Here is a 17687-nt window from a genome sequence, read left to right on the forward strand (position 1 = left end):
CTAATCCCCACCGAAGTGGTTCATCGTTCGACTTGCATGTGTTAAGCACGCCGCCAGCGTTCGTCCTGAGCCAGGATCAAACTCTCCGTGAATGTTTTCCCGTAATCGGGACGACACCACGAGAGCGGAACAGTCAGGCGGAATAAGCCCGACCGTTCACAGCGTCCTCGCTGTGTTTTTCTTCAAAGGAACCTCGTCCCGACCGTGATGGCCGGAGACGGGGTATCAACATATCTGGCGTTGACTTTTGGCACGCTGTTGAGTTCTCAAGGAACGGACGCTTCCTTTGTACTCACCCGAGAGACTCTCTCGTGGCTTTCCTCCGGGCGCTTCCCTTCGGTCTTGCGTTTCCGACTCTATCAGATCTTTTCTCGACCCGATTTCCTCGGTGCTTTCCAGGTTCTCGCTTCCGCGTTTCCCTTTCCGGCGACTCCGACTTTATCAGAAGTTCTGAGTCGGAATTCCCGCCCCCTCAGGAGACTGGTTCCGGCTCATGAAGCTGCCGGGTTCCCCCTCGGGCGGAGCCGTAAACCTACTGGAGCGAGGCGCCCCGATGCAAATCGGGGCGCCTCGCTCCGGGTTCACGCAGACCAGTGTCCGACGGGCCGTCAGACCTCCACTACGACAGGGAGGATCATCGGCCTGCGTCGATACGTGTCGGAGACCCACTTGCCCAGGGTCCGCCGCACCAGCTGCTGGAGCTGATGGGGCTCGACCACACCGTCCTGGGCCGAGCGCTCGAGGACCTCCGTGATCCTCGGGATCACGTCGGCGAAGGCCGCGTCGTCGATACCCGAACCGCGTGCCTGGACATGCGGGCCGCCCGTGATCTTCCCGGTCGACGAGTCGATGACCATGAAGACCGAGATGATGCCCTCGTCGCCGAGGATCTTGCGGTCCTTCAGGGCCGGCTCGCCCACGTCGCCGACGGAGAGTCCGTCGACGTAGACATAGCCCGCCTGGACCTTGCCGGAGATCTTCGCCTTGCCTTCGACGAGGTCGACGACCACTCCGTCCTCGGCGATGACGATCCGGTCGTGCGGGACGCCGGTCAGGGCGCCCAGCTCGGCGTTGGCCCGCAGGTGGCGCCACTCGCCGTGGACCGGCATCAGGTTCTTCGGCCGGCAGATGTTGTAGAAGTACAGCAGCTCACCGGCCGACGCGTGGCCCGAGACGTGGACCTTGGCATTGCCCTTGTGGACGACGTTGGCGCCCCAGCGGGTCAGACCGTTGATCACGCGGTAGACCGCGTTCTCGTTGCCGGGGATCAGTGACGACGCCAGGATCACGGTGTCGCCGGGGACGATACGAATCTGGTGGTCCCGGTTGGCCATGCGCGACAGGGCCGCCATCGGTTCGCCCTGGGAGCCCGTGCAGACCAGGACGATCTCGTGGTCCGGGAGGTCGTCGAGCGTCTTGACGTCGACCACCAGGCCCGGCGGGACCTTCAGATAGCCCAGGTCCCGCGCGATGCCCATGTTGCGGACCATCGAGCGGCCGACGAAGGCGACCCGGCGGCCGTACTCGTGAGCGGCGTCCAGGATCTGCTGGATGCGGTGGACATGGCTGGCGAAGCTCGCCACGATGATGCGCTTCTGCGCGTTGCCGAAGACCTGCCGCAGGACGTTGGAGATCTCCCGCTCGGGCGGGACGAAACCCGGGACCTCGGCGTTCGTCGAGTCGGCGAGGAGCAGGTCGATGCCCTCCTCGCTGAGGCGTGCGAACGCATGGAGGTCCGTGAGGCGGCTGTCCAGCGGGAGCTGGTCCATCTTGAAGTCGCCGGTGTGGACCACCATGCCGGCCGGGGTGCGGATGGCGACCGCCAGGGCGTCCGGGATCGAGTGGTTGACCGCGACGAACTCGCAGTCGAAGGGGCCGATGCGTTCGCGGTGCCCCTCCGCCACCTCCAGGGTGTACGGACGGATGCGGTGCTCCTGGAGCTTCGCCTCGATCAGGGCGAGGGTCAGCTTGGAGCCGATCAGCGGGATGTCCGGCTTCTCGCGCAGGAGGTAGGGGACACCGCCGATGTGGTCCTCGTGGCCATGCGTGAGGACGATGCCCTCGATGTCGTCGAGGCGGTCCCGGATGGACGAGAAGTCCGGCAGGATCAGGTCGATTCCGGGCTGCTCCTCCTCGGGGAAGAGCACTCCGCAGTCGACGATCAACAGGCGGCCGCCGTACTCGAAGACCGTCATGTTTCGGCCGATCTCGCCGAGACCGCCGAGCGGGGTGACGCGCAGACCGCTCGCGGGGAGCGGCGGGGGCGGGCCGAGTTCAGGATGCGGATGACTCAAAAGACTCTCCTCACCACACACGCCACGTACCGGTGGGCACGTGGCGCGCATGACGTTCGTGCAGAAGCAGTTGTCGTTGTGGACGCAGGCACCGGTGGCCTGCTTATTCAGTTGTGAAGTCTGATTGCGCGAGCGGACGCGCGAAGTCTGGTGCTAGAGCTGTACCCCGCCCGCGGCAAGATCGATCTTGAGCTGCTCGATCTCTTCGGGCATGAGCTCGACCATGGGGGCGCGCAGCGGCCCGGCGGGCAGGCCCTGCAGGGCGAGCGCGGCCTTCGTCGTCATGACGCCCTGGGTGCGGAACATGCCCGTGTAGACCGGGAGCAGTTTCTGGTGGATCTCGGTGGCCTTCTGGACGTCGCCGGCCGTGTACGCGTCGACCAGGGCGCGCAGCTCCGGGGTGACCACGTGGCCCACGACCGAGACGAAGCCGACCGCGCCCACGGAGAGCAGCGGCAGGTTCAGCATGTCGTCGCCGGAGTACCAGGCGAGCCCCGATCGCGCGATGGCCCAGCTGGCGCGGCCGAGGTCGCCCTTGGCGTCCTTGTTGGCGACGATCCGCGGGTGCTCGGCGAGGCGGACCAGTGTCTCGGTGTTGATGGGGACACCGCTGCGGCCCGGGATGTCGTACAGCATCACCGGCAGCTCGGCGGCGTCGGTGATGGCCGTGAAGTGGCGGAACAGGCCCTCCTGAGGGGGCTTGTTGTAGTACGGCGTGACGAGCAGGAGGCCGTGTGCGCCCACCTGCTCGGCCATCCGGGCGAGCTCGATGCTGTGGCGGGTGTCGTTGGTGCCGACTCCGGCGACGATGTGCGCGCGGTCGCCGACGGCCTCCAGGACAGCCCGTACCAGGTCCGATTTCTCCGCGTTGCTGGTGGTGGGTGACTCGCCGGTGGTGCCGTTGATGATCAGGCCGTCGTTGCCTGCGTCCACCAGGTGGGTGGCGAGCCGCTGAGCGCCGTCGAGGTCGAGTGCGCCGTCCGCCGTGAAGGGCGTGACCATGGCGGTGAGGACCCGCCCGAAGGGGGTCTGCGGAGTGGAGGTCGGAGCCATGGGTAACACGCTACTCGTTGCTCAAGGTGGGGTCTGCCCTCGGGGCTGGCGACAAGTGGTGACAAATGCGGAGCCCGGCACTGCCTGCTCGGGGGTTCAAGCAGTGCCGGGTCCGTTCGATCAGGCTAGATGCACTTCTCCAAATGCCGCAATACGGACACTTCGCGAGGCTGGCCCGCACATCTGTGCCCGGGGAGCAGGACGCGGGTGCGTTACGGCGCAACCCGGCCGTTCGCATTGAAGGCGGCGTACGTCAGCGGCATGAGCTTCGCCCACTCCGCCTCCATCTTCTCGCCGACCATCTCGATCTCCCGCTGCGGGAAGGACGGGACCTTGGCCAGTTCGTGCTGGGTCCGCAGGCCGAGGAAGTGCATCAGCGAGCGGGCGTTGCAGGTGGCGTACATCGAGGAGAACAGGCCGACCGGGAGGACCGCGCGGGCGACCTCGCGGGCGACACCGGCGGCGAGCATCTCCTGGTAGGCCTCGTACGCCTCCTGGTAGGAGTTCTCCATGGTGCGGGTGACCAGCTCCTGCTGGGCCTCACTGCCCTCGACGAAGACGTACTTGCCCGGGCGGCCCTGCTGGACGAGCTTGCGGGACGCGTCGGGCACGTAGAAGACGGGCTGGAGCTCCCGGTAGCGGCCGGATTCCTCGTTGTACGACCATCCCACGCGGTGCCGCATGAACTCGCGGAAGACGAAGATCGGGGCGCTGATGAGGAAGGTCATCGAGTTGTGCTCGAAGGGGCTGCCGTGCCGGTCCCGCATCAGGTAGTTGATCAGGCCCTTGGAGCGCTCCGGGTCCTTGCCCAGCTCGTCCAGGGACTGCTCTCCCGCGGTCGAGACACGGGCGGCGAAGAGCACGTCGGCGTCGGACGCGGTGTGCTTGACCAGCTCGACGCTGACGTCGCTCCGGAAGCTGGGCTTGGGGTCGTCGGCTGGGGTGTCGGTCACGGCTCGGCGGGTCCTTCCATCACTTCTTCGGGCGGCGCCCACTCTACGGCCCGGCACTGACATCGGGCCGTTAGGTGCCGGTCCGCGACAACTTCTGTGAATTCGGTGCATGAGGGCACCATGTGTGGCACCCGCTCGTCTGTATCAACAGCAGAGATTCATTCGACCCCTGAAGGGAGAAGCGAGTCCGATGTTCCGTCGGCGCGAACCCGTACCGTTCGCCTTCCTCGCTGAAGCCGACAAGTTCCGCAGCAATGTCACTCCCCCGCCCCGTGCGCGGGCGTCCCTGGGCCAGATGGCCGGGCGCTGGCTCCTGGGCCTCACCATCGTCGCCGGCCTCGGAGGCTCCCTGGTCATCGGGATGCCGGCGGTGTCGCAGAACCACGCACCCGCACAGACGCAGCAGTCCCAGGCGTCCGAGGGGCACTGAGCCGGTCTGACCCCATCCGGCCCCCCAGAGGTGGTGAGTGGGTACGCAGGTCGATAATCTCACCGGGCACAGCCCAAGCATGGATTGAGTGAGGACCTGTCGTGCCCCTGCCCTTCCTGACGGCCGACCGCACGTTCGAGGCGGCGGAGGACATCGCTCTGCCCTTCGACGACCGCGACCGCTGGCGGCGGCCGTACCGCCCCGGCCCGTGGCGCGTGGGCGTGGCCGCGATGTCGTTGCTGCTCGCCTCGTACGTGCTGTTCGCGGCGGTCATCATCGCCCTGGCCGGCTCGGTGCCCGAGGCCGGAGTGGTTCTCGGCATCGCGGTGCTCGTCATCGCCGGTGCGCTGCGGCTGCTGCGGGTGGGTGTGTGGGTGAGCGCCCGGGGCCTGCGGCAGGTGGGCTTCCTCCGCACCCGCACGGTGCGGTGGGAGCGAGTTGTCGCCGTACGGACGGTGCAGCAGCCGGTGCGCTGGCTCGGGTTGCCCCGCACCGTGCAGGGGCAGGCGCTGACCCTCGTACAGCGGGATCGCGGGGCGGCGGACAGTCCGGTGTTGCTCACCACGCACAACGCGGACTTCCTGGCGCGCCACGGCGCATTCGACCGGGCCGCGGACGCGGTGGAGGCATGGGCGGCCGAGCACCGCAGGAGCTGACCGTCCCCGATGCCCTCCGGGCGACACGAAAGGGCCGGTCCGCGCGCGTCGCGGACCGGCCCTTTCGACGTGCCGGGTCAGGCCTGGACCGGCCTGCCCTCGTGCAGGGCGATCGCCCGCTGCATCGCCTTGCGGGCGCGGGGGGTGTCGCGGGCGTCGTGGTAGGCGATGGCCAGGCGGAACCAGCTGCGCCAGTCGTCGGGGGCCGCCTCCGTCTCGGCCTTGCGCCGGGCGAAGACCTCGTCGGCCGCGTCGCGGTCGATGCGGCCGCCGGGGGTGCGCTTGAGCTCGTCGACGGGCAGGCCGCCCTCGCTGTCGAGTTCGGCGGCGAGCCGGTTGGCCTTGCGGACGAACTGGGTGTTCTTCCACAGGAACCACAGACCGATGACCGGCAGGATAAGCACCGCGACCCCGAAGGTCACGGTGAGGAGCGTGCCGGACTGGATGAGCATGACGCCTCGGCTGCCGACCAGGACGAAGTAGAAGACCAGGACGGCGGCCGTGACGGCGTAGGAGAGCTTCGCGCGCATGACTTCAGGGGCTCAGTTCAGGTCCAGGAAGTTTTCCAGGCCGAAGGTGAGGCCCGGGCTGGTCACCACACGGCGGGCGCCCAGCAGGATGCCCGGCATGAAGCTGCTGTGGTGCAGCGAGTCGTGGCGGACGGTCAGTGTCTCGCCCTCGGCGCCCAGCAGGACCTCCTGGTGGGCCAGCAGGCCGCGCAGGCGGATCGCGTGCACCGGGACACCGTCGACGTTCGCGCCGCGCGCCCCGTCCAGGGCCGTGACCGTGGCGTCCGGCGCCGGGGCGGAGCCGGCCGCGCGGCGGGCCTCGGCGATGAGCTGGGCGGTGCGCGTGGCGGTACCGGACGGGGCGTCGACCTTGTTCGGGTGGTGGAGCTCGACGACCTCGACGGACTCGAAGTACGGCGCGGCGATCTGCGCGAACTTCATGGTCAGGACCGCCCCGATGGAGAAGTTCGGCGCGATCAGCACGCCCGTCTCCGGGGACTGGGCGAGCCAGCCGTTCAGCTGCGCCAGGCGCTCGTCGGTCCAGCCCGTCGTACCGACGACCGCGTGGATGCCGTGCCGGACGCAGAAGTCGAGGTTGTCCATGACCGTGGCCGGCGTGGTCAGCTCCACGGCGACCTGGGCGCCGCTCTCGGCGAGCGTCTCCAGCCGGTCGCCCCGGCCGAGGGCGGCGACCAGCTCCATGTCCTCGGCGGCCTCGACCGCCCGTACCGCCTCGGAACCGATCCGGCCCTTGGCACCGAGGACCGCCACACGCAGCTTGCTCATCTTCTTGCTTCCTTACCGGGTTTCCGGAGGGTCGGAGTTCGGAGGGTGGAGGTGATCAGGCGACGGCCTCGTGCAGACGGGACGCCTGCTTGTCCTTCAGCGGGCCGATGACCGACAGCGAGGGCCGCCGCCCCAGGATCTCGCGGGCGACCGAGCGGACGTCGTCGGGGGTGACCGACGCTATGTTGGCCAGCAGGTCGTCGACCGACATCTGCTCGCCCCAGCACAGTTCGCTCTTGCCGATACGGTTCATCAGCGCTCCGGTGTCCTCCAGGCCCAGGACGGTTGAGCCCTGGAGCTGCCCGATGGCGCGGCCGATCTCGTCGTCCGAGAGGCCGTGCTCGGCGACGTGGTCGAGCTCGTCGCGGCAGATCTTCAGCACGTCGTGCACCTGGCTCGGGCGGCAGCCCGCGTACACGCCGAACAGGCCGCAGTCGGCGAAGCCGGAGGTGTACGAGTACACGCTGTAGGCCAGGCCGCGCTTCTCGCGGACCTCCTGGAAGAGGCGGGACGACATGCCGCCGCCGAGGGCCGTGTTGAGCACCCCCAGCGCCCAGCGGCGCTCGTCGGTGCGGGCCAGGCCCGGCATGCCGAGGATCACGTGGGCCTGCTCGGTCTTGCGGCCGACCAGCTCGACGCGTCCCGCGGTGCGCAGGGCGCGGCGGCCGTCCCGGGGCGCGAGGGGTGTGGCGTCCGGGTTCTTGAGGGCGCCCGCCTTGTCGAAGGCGGCTCGGACCTGTCGTACGACCGTGTTGTGGTCGACGTTGCCGGCGCACGCGACCACGAGGTGGGTCGGGTCGTAGTGCTTCTTGTAGAAGCGGCGGATGCGGTCGGCGGTGAGGGCGTTGACGGTGTCGACGGTGCCGAGGACCGGGCGGCCGAGGGGGTTGTCGCCGAACATGGTGTGCGCGAACAGGTCGTGCACGCAGTCGCCTGGGTCGTCCTCGGTCATGGCGATCTCTTCGAGGATGGCGCCGCGCTCGACGTTGACGTCCTCCTCGACGATCAGTGAGCCGGTCAGCATGTCGCAGACGACGTCGATGGCCAGCGGCAGGTCGGTGTCGAGCACGCGTGCGTAGTAGCACGTGTACTCCTTCGCCGTGAACGCGTTCATCTCGCCGCCGACGGCGTCGATGGCGGAGGAGATGTCCAGGGCGCTGCGCCGGGAGGTGCCCTTGAAGAGCAGGTGCTCCAGGTAGTGGGTGGCGCCGTTCAGGGCCGGCGTCTCGTCACGGGAGCCGACGTGGGCCCAGATCCCGAAGGTCGCCGAGCGGACGGAGGGCAGGGTCTCGGTGACGATGCGCAGGCCGCCCGGCAGGGTGGTCTTGCGGACGGTGCCGATGCCGCTGGTCCCCTTGATCAGGGTTTGCGTACGGGCGACGGCCCGCGCCTCCGAGGAGGTGCGGGCCGTCGCCGTGGGGTTACTCGATGTCACTTGTCGCCCGCAGCGGAGCCACCGTCGGTCGCGGCGTCCTTCTTCTCGTCGTCGCCCTCACCCTCGATGACCGGGATCAGGGACAGCTTGCCGCGGGAGTCGATCTCGGCGATCTCGACCTGGACCTTGGAGCCCACGCCGACCACGTCCTCGACGTTCTCCACGCGCTTGCCGCCGGCGAGCTTGCGGATCTGCGAGATGTGCAGCAGGCCGTCCTTGCCCGGGAGCAGGGACACGAACGCGCCGAAGGTGGTCGTCTTCACGACCGTACCCAGGTAGCGCTCGCCGACCTCCGGCATGGTCGGGTTGGCGATGCCGTTGATCGTGGCGCGGGCGGCCTCGGCCTGCGAGCCCTGGGCGGCACCGATGTAGATGGTGCCGTCGTCCTCGATCGTGATGTCGGCGCCGGTGTCCTCCTGGATCTGGTTGATCATCTTGCCCTTGGGGCCGATGACCTCACCGATCTTGTCGACCGGGATCTTGACCGTGATGATCCGCGGAGCGTTGGGGGACATCTCGTCCGGCGTGTCGATCGCTTCCATCATCACGTCGAGGATGTGGAGGCGGGCGTCACGGGCCTGCTTGAGGGCGGCGGCCAGGACGGAGGCGGGGATGCCGTCCAGCTTGGTGTCCAGCTGGAGGGCGGTCACGAACTCCTTGGTGCCGGCGACCTTGAAGTCCATGTCGCCGAAGGCGTCCTCCGCACCGAGGATGTCGGTGAGGGCGACGTAGTGGGTCTCGCCGTTGATCTCCTGGGAGATCAGGCCCATGGCGATACCGGCGACGGGGGCCTTGAGGGGCACACCGGCGTTCAGCAGCGACATGGTGGAGGCGCAGACCGAGCCCATGGACGTCGAGCCGTTGGAGCCGAGAGCCTCGGACACCTGACGGATCGCGTAGGGGAACTCCTCGCGCGTCGGCAGGACCGGCACGATGGCGCGCTCGGCGAGGGCGCCGTGGCCGATCTCGCGGCGCTTGGGGGAGCCGACGCGGCCGGTCTCACCGACGGAGTACGGCGGGAAGTTGTAGTTGTGCATGTAGCGCTTGCGGGTCACCGGGGAGAGGGTGTCCAGCTGCTGCTCCATGCGGAGCATGTTCAGGGTGGTGACGCCCAGGATCTGGGTCTCGCCACGCTCGAACAGCGCCGAACCGTGCACCCGCGGGATCGCCTCGACCTCGGCGGCGAGCGTACGGATGTCCGTCAGGCCGCGGCCGTCGATGCGGGTCTTCTCCTTGATGACGCGCTCGCGGACCAGGGACTTGGTCAGCGCGCGGTACGCGGCGGAGATCTCCTTCTCGCGGCCCTCGAACTCCGGCAGGAGCTTCTCGGCGGCCAGACCCTTGACGCGGTCCAGCTCGGCCTCGCGCTCCTGCTTGCCCGCGATGGTCAGCGCGGAGGCGAGCTCCGGGCGGACGGCGGCGGTCAGCGCCTCCAGGACGTCGTCCTGGTAGTCGAGGAAGACCGGGAACTCACCGGTCGGCTTGGCGGCCTTCGCGGCGAGGTCGGCCTGGGCCTTGCAGAGCACCTTGATGAAGGGCTTCGCGGCGTCCAGGCCGGAGGCGACGACATCCTCGGTCGGCGCCTCGGCGCCGCCCTTGACCAGCTGGATGGTCTTCTCGGTGGCCTCGGCCTCGACCATCATGATCGCGACGTCGCCGTCCTCCAGGGTGCGGCCCGCGACGACCATGTCGAAGACGGCGTCCTCGAGCTCGGTGTGCGTCGGGAACGCGACCCACTGGCCGTTGATCAGCGCGACGCGGACGCCGCCGATCGGGCCGGAGAAGGGCAGACCGGCCAGCTGCGTGGACGCGGAGGCGGCGTTGATCGCCACGACGTCGTACAGGTGGTCGGGGTTGAGCGCCATGATCGTGGCGACGACCTGGATCTCGTTGCGCAGGCCCTTCTTGAAGGACGGGCGCAGCGGGCGGTCGATCAGGCGGCAGGTGAGGATCGCGTCCTCGGAGGGGCGGCCCTCACGGCGGAAGAAGCTGCCGGGGATCTTGCCGGCGGCGTACATCCGCTCCTCGACGTCCACCGTCAGGGGGAAGAAGTCGAGCTGGTCCTTGGGGTTCTTGGAGGCGGTGGTGGCCGACAGCACCATGGTGTCGTCGTCCAGGTACGCCACGGCGGAGCCGGCGGCCTGCTTGGCCAGGCGGCCCGTCTCGAAGCGGATGGTGCGGGTGCCGAAGGAACCGTTGTCAATGACGGCCTCGGCGTAGTGGGTCTCGTTCTCCACTAGCGTTTTCTCCGTTACTTGTCGTCTTTTGTCCCTCACTGCCCGTATGGCAGGGGGACCGTCGTGGAGAAGCGCTCCGTCTGGTGCGGGCCGGTCTTCGATCGAAGCACCCGGGCTCACTTCCCCCGGGGGCCACTACCGAGGACCGGCGGCGGCGAGGCGCGCTTCTCCTCGTGTGCGATGCCACCCTGCCGCTACGGGCACGGGCCATCACGCTGTGTCGTACGTATTGCGTTGTGCCTACCACACTACAAAGCGCCGGTGACACTCCGCACGGCAGGAATCCTTGTACAGCAAAAGGGAGCGGTCCCCCGATCTTCGGGAACCGCTCCCCTCACGGCGACTTACTTGGCGCCGGCCGCACCGCGGCGGATGCCGAGGCGGTCGACCAGCGCACGGAAGCGCTGGATGTCCTTCTTGGCGAGGTACTGCAGCAGCCGGCGGCGCTGACCGACCAGGATGAGCAGACCACGACGGGAGTGGTGGTCGTGCTTGTGGGTCTTGAGGTGCTCGGTCAGGTCCGAGATACGGCGCGAGAGCATCGCGACCTGGACCTCGGGGGAGCCGGTGTCGCCCTCCTTCTGGCCGAACTCGGTGATGATCTGCTTCTTCGTAGCGGCGTCGAGCGGCACGCGTACTCCTCGTAGTCTGTAAAGGGCCACCGAGTGCCCCCGGTCTGTGTCTCGGGGGAGCTTCCGTTACTCGGGAGGCGGGGATCCGTTGGGCGCGGCCTCCGGAGCGGGGCTCCGGGGGTGCGTACACAAACGGCCGTCACTCAGGGTACCAGCCACTGATGGGCGCCTTCGCCCGGGTACGAGAAGCCCGTGGCCGGGGCGATGCGCGCCACTAGGGTGAGCCGTCGAATCGTTGGCAGGTACGTCGGGAAGGGGTCGCTGCGGCATGGCGGAGACGGCAGAGGAGACCAAGGCGCGCAAGGAGCGGGAGAGGGACGAGCTGTACGCCCTCGACATCTCCGGTGTGGAGTGGCAGAGCGCGCCGGGGACCGAGGAGCACGAGGAGCGGGTCGAGATCGCCTATCTGCCCGGCGGGGCGGTGGCGATGCGGTCCTCGCTCGACCCGGACACCGTGCTGCGGTACACCGAGGCGGAGTGGCGGGCGTTCGTGCTCGGCGCGCGGGACGGGGAGTTCGACCTGGAGCCTGCGCCGGACGACGGGAGCCTGCCGGCGTAAGAGTCAGGCCCGGTACGAGCGGAGCCGTGTCCCAGGGAAGGGACACGGCTCCGCTCGTACGGGAAGCTCTCCGACTAACTGGTCATGGCCCGGGCTCGTGCGTACACGTCGAAGACGGCCAGGGCCAGCGGGATCAGCGTCAGCAGGACGAAGCTCTCTGCGATCTCCAGGAAGCGTCCCCAGAAGGGGGTGACCCCGCGCCGCGGGGTGATCAGGCCGATCGCGGTGACCAGGGCCGCGGCGGCGGCGATGGCCGCGGCGAGCCAGACGCTGCGGATGTCGAGGGCGGTGGTGTCACCGAGGACCGCGTCGCGCAGGAAGTCCCGGGGCGGGTTCAGGGCGAGCCCGAGGCCGAGGAAGACGAGGGCGGCGAGGCCCGCGGCCAAGGTGGCGCCGACCTGCGCGGTGTAGCGGAAGAGGTGGGCACGCATCAGCATCGCCACCCCGGTGGCGAGGGCGAGCAGTTCCGCCCACACGTTGTCGGAGAAGCCGAGGACGATCGACGCGCCCACGGAGACCAGCGCGCAACCGCCGACCAGGCCGACGAGGAGTTCGTGACCGCGGCGGGCCTGGGCCGCGACGCGCTCGACATCGACGGGCTCCTGCGCCGCCGGCTCGCCTGCGTCGTAGCCGCCGCGGGACGGGTTGGGCGGCTCGAAGCCGATGGGCAGTCGCGCGAAACGCATCGACAGGCCCGGCAGGAAGGCGAGCGCGACGACGGACAGCGGGGCGCAGATGGCCGCCGTCTCGATCGGCCGCAGCTCCGTGAGGATCGCGATGAAGGAGGTGATCAGCCCGATCACGGAGGCGAAGACGAAGGCGACGAACGGGCCGTCGCCACCGGGTGACACGAGCGTGAGCACCAGGGAGGCGACCAGGACCCCCGTGCAGGCGAGCAGGAACTGCAGCCGCCCGATGCCCTCGCCGGCGGAGAGCGCAAGCAGCCCGGAACCGGCCACGGCGACGTTCGGCAACGCGCCCAGACCGAGGGCGATCGCGGAGCCCCGGTCGTCGTACACCCGGGCCCGTACGCAGGCGATGGTGATCAGCAGGACTCCGGCGACGGCGGCGACGACGCCCTGCAGGCTGTGCATGTCGTGGCGGATCTGGGAGCTCCAGGCCACGAACGCCAGCAGCGCGGGCAGGATGCCGCCGGCGACGAGGCCGCCGACCCGGGTCAACTCGCCGTTCCACAGGGTGCGGTCGCGGGTGACGGCGGCGGCCACCGCCTCGGAGACGTCGTCGATGACGGCCGGCGGCAGCGACTCCGCGAACGGGCGCAGGGTGAGCAGTTCGCCGTCGAGGATGCGCTGGGCCGAGAAGGACCGCGAGCCGTCGAGGACGGTGCCGTCACGGCGTACCAGGTGGTACCCGACGGGGGCACCCTCCTCGGGACCCTGCTGGGACAGCCGCAGGATCTCCGGGTACAGGTCGGCGACCGGTACGTCGTCCGGCAGTGCCACGTCGATGCGGCTGTCGGGCGCCACGATGGTGACCCGGCTGAAGCCGAGTCCGGTGCCCGCCCCGGAAGGGGCCTGGGTGCCCGGTCCGCCGGTCGCGCCGGCCGGCGCGGAGGCCGTCATGCTCACCTGCTGTTCCCCCTCGTCGGTGATGGGGCGGCTCGCGGTATCGCCGCGCCCACTTCCGCCCGTAAAGATCCTGTGTAGGTTGCGTCGCGCCACCCGCGCAGCCGGGCAACGAGGCCGTCGCACCCGGGAATTACGGGCAGGCGCATGGTTCGAACCGTTGCGGATTGCCCGTTTTCTCCAGGGCGATTCGCAACTGCTCACGCGTCTCTCCGGCACCCTACCGCCCGCCGGTGTCAGTGGTTGTCAGTAGGATCACGCTTCGCGATCGACGTCCGCCCGAGACGGGGCGGCGGACGAAACAACTCGGTCCGGCAAGGGAATTGGTGCGTAGTGAGCCACATCGTCGTCAAGCGCCCGCCGCGGGCACTGCCGAAGGAAGTGCCCACGGACGAGGTGATGCTCCAGGCGCCGCCGGAGCTTCCGCGCGGGCAGCAGGAGGGCGCGCTGATGCAGCTCCTGCCCATGCTCGGCATGGGCGGTTCGGTGGTGTTCTTCTTCAACCCGCAGGCCCAGCCCTTCATGAAGATCATGGGCATGGTGATGGTGGCCTCCACCGTCGCCATGGGCATCGCGATGCTGGTCCGCTACCGCCGCGGCAACCAGGGGCAGTTGGCGGACATGCGCCGCGACTACCTCCGCTATCTGTCCCAGACCCGGCGCCAGGCCCTGGGCACCGCCCAGGTCCAGCGCGACGCCCAGTACTACCTGCACCCTTCGCCGGAGCAACTGTGGGCTCTGGTCGCCGAGGGCAGCCGGGTGTGGGAGCGGCGCACCGGTGACGAGGACTTCGGACAGGTGCGGGTGGGCCTCGGCCCGCAGGCCCTGGCCACTCCCCTGGTTCCTCCGCAGACGGCGCCGGTCGACGAGTTGGAGCCGCTGACCACCGGCGCCATGCAGCGTTTCCTCGCCACCCACAGCACCCTCGAGGACCTGCCGATGGCGGTCTCGCTGCGGGCCTTCTACCACGTGACGATCTCCGGCGAACCCCGCACGGTGCGTGGCACCGCCCGTGCCGTGGCCGCCTGCCTCGCCGCGCTGCACTCCCCCGAGGACATGGTCATCGCGGTCGCCGCCGGGCGGGAGTCGGCGCCCGAGTGGGAATGGGCGAAGTGGCTGCCGCACCTGCAGACCGGGGATGCCACGGACGGCGCGGGCAGCATGCGCCTGATCACGACCGACCCGCTGGAGCTGGAGGAGCGGCTGGACACCCTCCTGCAGGGCCGCCCCCGCTTCCACCCCGCCGCTCCGCCGGTGCCCGAGCAGCCGCACCTGGTGGTCGTGCTCGACGGTGTCTCCCTGCCGCCCACCTCCCTGCTGGCCAGTCCCGAGGGCCTGCAGGGCGTGACCGTCGTGGAGGTCGTGCCGGGTGACCTCAGCTTCGGGCGCGGGGACCTCGCGGTCATCGTGCACCCGAAGGAACTGCGCCTGGAGTCGTCGCACGGCATGGTCTACGAGGGCACTCCGGACCTCCTGTCCTACGAGGCCGCCGAGGCGCTCGCCCGGCAGCTGGCGCCGCTGCGCATGGGCACGGGCGGCGACGACGGCGAACCGCTGCTCGCCAACCTGGAGTTCACGGACCTGCTGAACCTGGGTGACGCGGCCTCGGTGGACCCGCGGCGCACCTGGCGGCCGCGGTCGCAGTCGGAGCGGCTGCGGGTGCCGATCGGCCTCGGTGAGGACGGCCGGCCCGTGATGCTCGACCTCAAGGAGGCGGCGCAGGAGGGCATGGGCCCGCACGGTCTGTGCGTCGGCGCGACCGGTTCCGGAAAGTCGGAGCTGCTGCGCACGCTGGTGCTCGGTCTGGCCGTGACCCACTCCTCCGAGACGCTGAACTTCGTCCTCGCGGACTTCAAGGGTGGTGCGACCTTCGCCGGTATGGCGCAGATGCCGCACGTGGCGGCCGTGATCACGAACCTCGCGGACGACCTCACCCTCGTCGACCGCATGGGTGACTCCATCCGCGGCGAGCTGAACCGCCGCCAGGAGATGCTCCGCGACGCGGGCAACTACGCCAACATCCACGACTACGAGAAGGCCCGCGCGGCGGGCGCCCCCCTGCAGCCGATCCCCTCCCTCGTCCTCGTCATCGACGAGTTCAGCGAACTGCTCACCGCGAAGCCGGACTTCATCGAGATGTTCGTGCAGATCGGCCGGATCGGCCGTTCGCTGGGCGTGCACCTCCTGCTGGCCTCGCAGCGCCTGGAGGAGGGCCGTCTGCGGGGTCTTGAGACCTATCTGTCGTACCGGATCGGTCTGCGGACGTTCTCCGCGGCCGAGTCCCGCGCCGCGATCGGCGTACCGGACGCCTACGAGCTGCCCAACGTCCCGGGCTCCGGCCTGCTCAAGTTCGGCACGGAGGAGATGGTGCGCTTCAAGGCGGCGTACGTCTCCGGCGTCTACCGCACGAGTTCGCAGCAGTCCGCCGCACCCGGCGGGCCGCTCCCGGTCGACCGCCGGCCGGTCCTCTTCACCGCGGCCGAGGTCCCGGTGCAGTACTCGCCGATCCCGCAGCAGCGCCAGGAGGAGCCGGAAGCGAAGCAGGACGACGCGCTCGCCGACACCGTGCTGGATGTCATCGTGCGGCGCCTGGAGGCCCAGGGCCCGTCCGCCCACCAGGTGTGGCTGCCTCCGCTGGACAGTCCGCCGTCGCTGGACTCGCTGCTGCCCGGACTCGCTCCGGTGCAGGGCCGTGGCATGACCCAGCCCGGTTACGAGGGCGCGGGCCGGCTCGTCATCCCGGTCGGCCTCGTCGACAAGCCGTACGAGCAGCGGCGCGACCCGCTGTGGGCCGACTTCGGCGGCGCGGCCGGTCACATGCAGCTCCTCGGTGGTCCGCAGTCCGGCAAGTCGACCCTGCTGCGCTCGATCATCGCGTCGTTCGCGCTCACCCACACCCCGCACGAAGTGCAGTTCTACGGACTGGACTTCGGTGGTGGCGGTCTGTCGTCGGTGGCCGGCCTGCCGCACGTGGGCGGTGTGGCCTCGCGTCTGGACCCCGAGAAGGTACGGCGTACGGCGGCCGAGGTGTACGGCATCCTGACGCGCCGCGAGGAGTACTTCCGCTCGGCGGGTATCTCCTCGATCGCCGAGTTCCGCACCCGCCGCGCGCGGGGCGACATCTCGGTGACCGACCAGCCCTGGGGCGATGTCTTCCTGGCCATCGACGGCTGGGGCAACTTCCGTCAGGACTATGAGGCGTTGGAGCCGCTGGTCCTGGACATCGCGGCGCGCGGCCTCGGTTACGGCATCCACCTGATTCTCACCGCCTCGCGCTCCATGGAGGTCCGCGCGAACCTCAAGGACCACCTGATGAACCGCCTGGAGCTGCGGCTCGGCGACGCGATGGACTCCGAGTTCGACCGCAAGGTCGCGGCCAACGTGCCCACGGGTGTGCCGGGACGCGGTCAGACTCCGCAGAAGCAGCACTTCATGGCGGCCGTCCCGCGCATCGACGGTCTGTCCTCCGACACGGACCTGGCGGAGGCGACTGGGGCCCTGGCGGCCGAGGTCACGCGGCACTGGCAGCAGCCCGGCGCACCCGAAGTACGCCTTCTGCCCAGGGAGTTCCCGGCGGCCCAGCTGCCCCCGGGCGACCGTTTCCCGAACCGTGGCGTCTCCTTCGGTCTCGACGAGGACAACCTCGAGCCGGTGTTCGTGGACTTCGACCAGGACCCGTTCTTCCTCATCTTCGGCGAGAGCGAGTCCGGTAAGTCGAACCTGCTGAAGCTGCTCATCAAGCGCCTCACCGAGCGGTACGACGGCAACAACTGCAAGCTGTTCGTGGTCGACAACCGCCGTTCGCTGCTGGGTGTCACCCCGCCTTCCCACCTGGCGGAGTACATCCCCATGTCGAACCAGATGCAGCACCACATGGACGCGCTGGCCGACCTGATGCAGCGCCGCACGCCCACCGCGGACGTCACGGCGGAGCAGCTGCGGGACCGCAGCTGGTGGCGTGGCCCCACGGTGTACGTCATCGTCGACGACTACGACCTGGTGTCCACGTCGAGCGGCAACCCGCTGGCGGGCCTGACGGACCTGCTCCCGTTCGCCCGTGACGTCGGCGTCCGCTTCATCATCGCCCGCTCCACGGCGGGCGCGGGCCGCGCGGGCTACGAGACCTTCATGCAGCGCATCAAGGAGCTCGGCGCACAGGGCGTCGTCCTCGCGGGTGACCCGGCGGAGGGCGACGTGCTGGGGAACGTACGCCCGCGCCCGATGCCTGCGGGGCGGGGCGTGTTCGTGTCCCGCAAGCGGGGGAAGCCGCTGGTCCAGGTGGGCCTGGTGGGAGACGGCAACGGATGAGCGTGGGCTGACCTGCGGTCGGTCGACCGGGGTACGGATTGATGCGACTGGGGTCGCGGGCGCTTCGGCGGTCGCGGCCCCGGTGGCGTTCGGGCGATGGGGCGTGGGCTGGAGGTCGTATGCCGGCCGGGGGGCGCTGGTTGACGGCTGTTACCTGGCCCGGCGCGCCCGCATGATGACCACGCCGGCACCGCCGATCACGATGACCGCGGCGGCTGCGCCGAGTGCGATCCAGAGGGTGTTGCTGTC

At 69.5% G+C, this 17687-nt stretch carries 13 protein-coding genes and 1 rRNA gene; 4 read left to right on the forward strand and 10 right to left on the reverse strand.

Annotated elements, in window-relative coordinates; all coding sequences use genetic code 11:
* The 4 genes from ACFYRY_RS18600 to thyX all read right to left on the reverse strand — a co-directional run.
* A 16S ribosomal RNA gene (locus ACFYRY_RS18600) occupies positions 1 to 92 on the reverse strand; the annotation flags it as partial.
* Between the two features lie 516 nt (positions 93 to 608).
* Positions 609 to 2294 (reverse strand): ribonuclease J, encoded by a 1686-nt coding sequence (locus ACFYRY_RS18605; RefSeq protein WP_389146345.1) that lies wholly within the window; start codon positions 2292 to 2294, stop codon positions 609 to 611.
* A gap of 153 nt (positions 2295 to 2447) precedes the next feature.
* Entirely contained in the window at positions 2448 to 3347 is a 900-nt protein-coding gene (gene dapA, locus ACFYRY_RS18610; RefSeq protein WP_389146348.1) for a 4-hydroxy-tetrahydrodipicolinate synthase, read from the reverse strand.
* 212 nt (positions 3348 to 3559) lie between these two features.
* Positions 3560 to 4300 (reverse strand): FAD-dependent thymidylate synthase, encoded by a 741-nt coding sequence (gene thyX / locus ACFYRY_RS18615; protein ID WP_389146351.1) that lies wholly within the window; start codon positions 4298 to 4300, stop codon positions 3560 to 3562.
* A gap of 190 nt (positions 4301 to 4490) precedes the next feature.
* On the opposite strand from thyX, the gene ACFYRY_RS18620 reads away from it, so the two are divergent.
* Positions 4491 to 4730 carry a hypothetical protein gene (locus ACFYRY_RS18620; protein WP_389146354.1) on the forward strand — a complete coding sequence of 80 codons (240 nt, stop codon included), beginning with the start codon at positions 4491 to 4493 and terminating at the stop codon, positions 4728 to 4730.
* 101 nt (positions 4731 to 4831) lie between these two features.
* Complete coding sequence (locus ACFYRY_RS18625; protein ID WP_389146356.1) at positions 4832 to 5386, forward strand: hypothetical protein; 555 nt, start codon at positions 4832 to 4834, stop codon at positions 5384 to 5386.
* A 77-nt stretch (positions 5387 to 5463) separates the two neighbouring features.
* Here the strand turns inward: ACFYRY_RS18625 and ACFYRY_RS18630 are convergent, their stop codons facing one another.
* The 5 genes from ACFYRY_RS18630 to rpsO all read right to left on the reverse strand — a co-directional run bounded on the left by ACFYRY_RS18630 (position 5464) and on the right by rpsO (position 10985).
* The gene (locus tag ACFYRY_RS18630) at positions 5464 to 5916 is read right to left on the reverse strand and encodes a hypothetical protein (protein ID WP_389146359.1); all 453 of its coding nucleotides are present in this window, start codon (positions 5914 to 5916) and stop codon (positions 5464 to 5466) included.
* A gap of 12 nt (positions 5917 to 5928) precedes the next feature.
* A complete protein-coding gene (gene dapB / locus ACFYRY_RS18635) occupies positions 5929 to 6681 on the reverse strand; it encodes a 4-hydroxy-tetrahydrodipicolinate reductase (protein WP_389146362.1) in 753 nt (250 codons plus the stop codon).
* Positions 6682 to 6736: 55 nt separating this feature from the next.
* Positions 6737 to 8116, reverse strand: a complete 1380-nt coding sequence (locus tag ACFYRY_RS18640; protein WP_389146365.1) for a M16 family metallopeptidase — start codon at positions 8114 to 8116, stop codon at positions 6737 to 6739.
* Positions 8113 to 10353, reverse strand: coding sequence for a polyribonucleotide nucleotidyltransferase (locus ACFYRY_RS18645; protein WP_389146368.1), 2241 nt, complete (start codon positions 10351 to 10353; stop codon positions 8113 to 8115). The genes ACFYRY_RS18640 and ACFYRY_RS18645 overlap by 4 nt, the downstream gene beginning before the upstream one ends.
* 344 nt (positions 10354 to 10697) lie before the next feature.
* Positions 10698 to 10985, reverse strand: coding sequence for a 30S ribosomal protein S15 (rpsO, locus tag ACFYRY_RS18650; protein ID WP_003993372.1), 288 nt, complete (start codon positions 10983 to 10985; stop codon positions 10698 to 10700).
* A 268-nt stretch (positions 10986 to 11253) separates the two neighbouring features.
* Here rpsO and ACFYRY_RS18655 point away from each other — a divergent pair, with 268 nt between their 5' ends.
* On the forward strand, positions 11254 to 11544 hold the full coding sequence (locus tag ACFYRY_RS18655; protein WP_356778304.1) for a DUF397 domain-containing protein: 291 nt from the start codon (positions 11254 to 11256) through the stop codon (positions 11542 to 11544).
* Positions 11545 to 11618: 74 nt separating this feature from the next.
* Here ACFYRY_RS18655 and eccD read toward each other — a convergent pair whose 3' ends face one another.
* Positions 11619 to 13127, reverse strand: a complete 1509-nt coding sequence (eccD, locus tag ACFYRY_RS18660) for a type VII secretion integral membrane protein EccD (protein ID WP_389148315.1) — start codon at positions 13125 to 13127, stop codon at positions 11619 to 11621.
* Between the two features lie 336 nt (positions 13128 to 13463).
* On the opposite strand from eccD, the gene eccCa reads away from it, so the two are divergent.
* Positions 13464 to 17438 carry a type VII secretion protein EccCa gene (gene eccCa / locus ACFYRY_RS18665; protein WP_389146373.1) on the forward strand — a complete coding sequence of 1325 codons (3975 nt, stop codon included), beginning with the start codon at positions 13464 to 13466 and terminating at the stop codon, positions 17436 to 17438.
* Positions 17439 to 17687 lie beyond the last annotated feature (249 nt).

Source organism: Streptomyces sp. NPDC005263 (assembly GCF_042872365.1).
GTDB lineage: Bacteria > Actinomycetota > Actinomycetes > Streptomycetales > Streptomycetaceae > Streptomyces.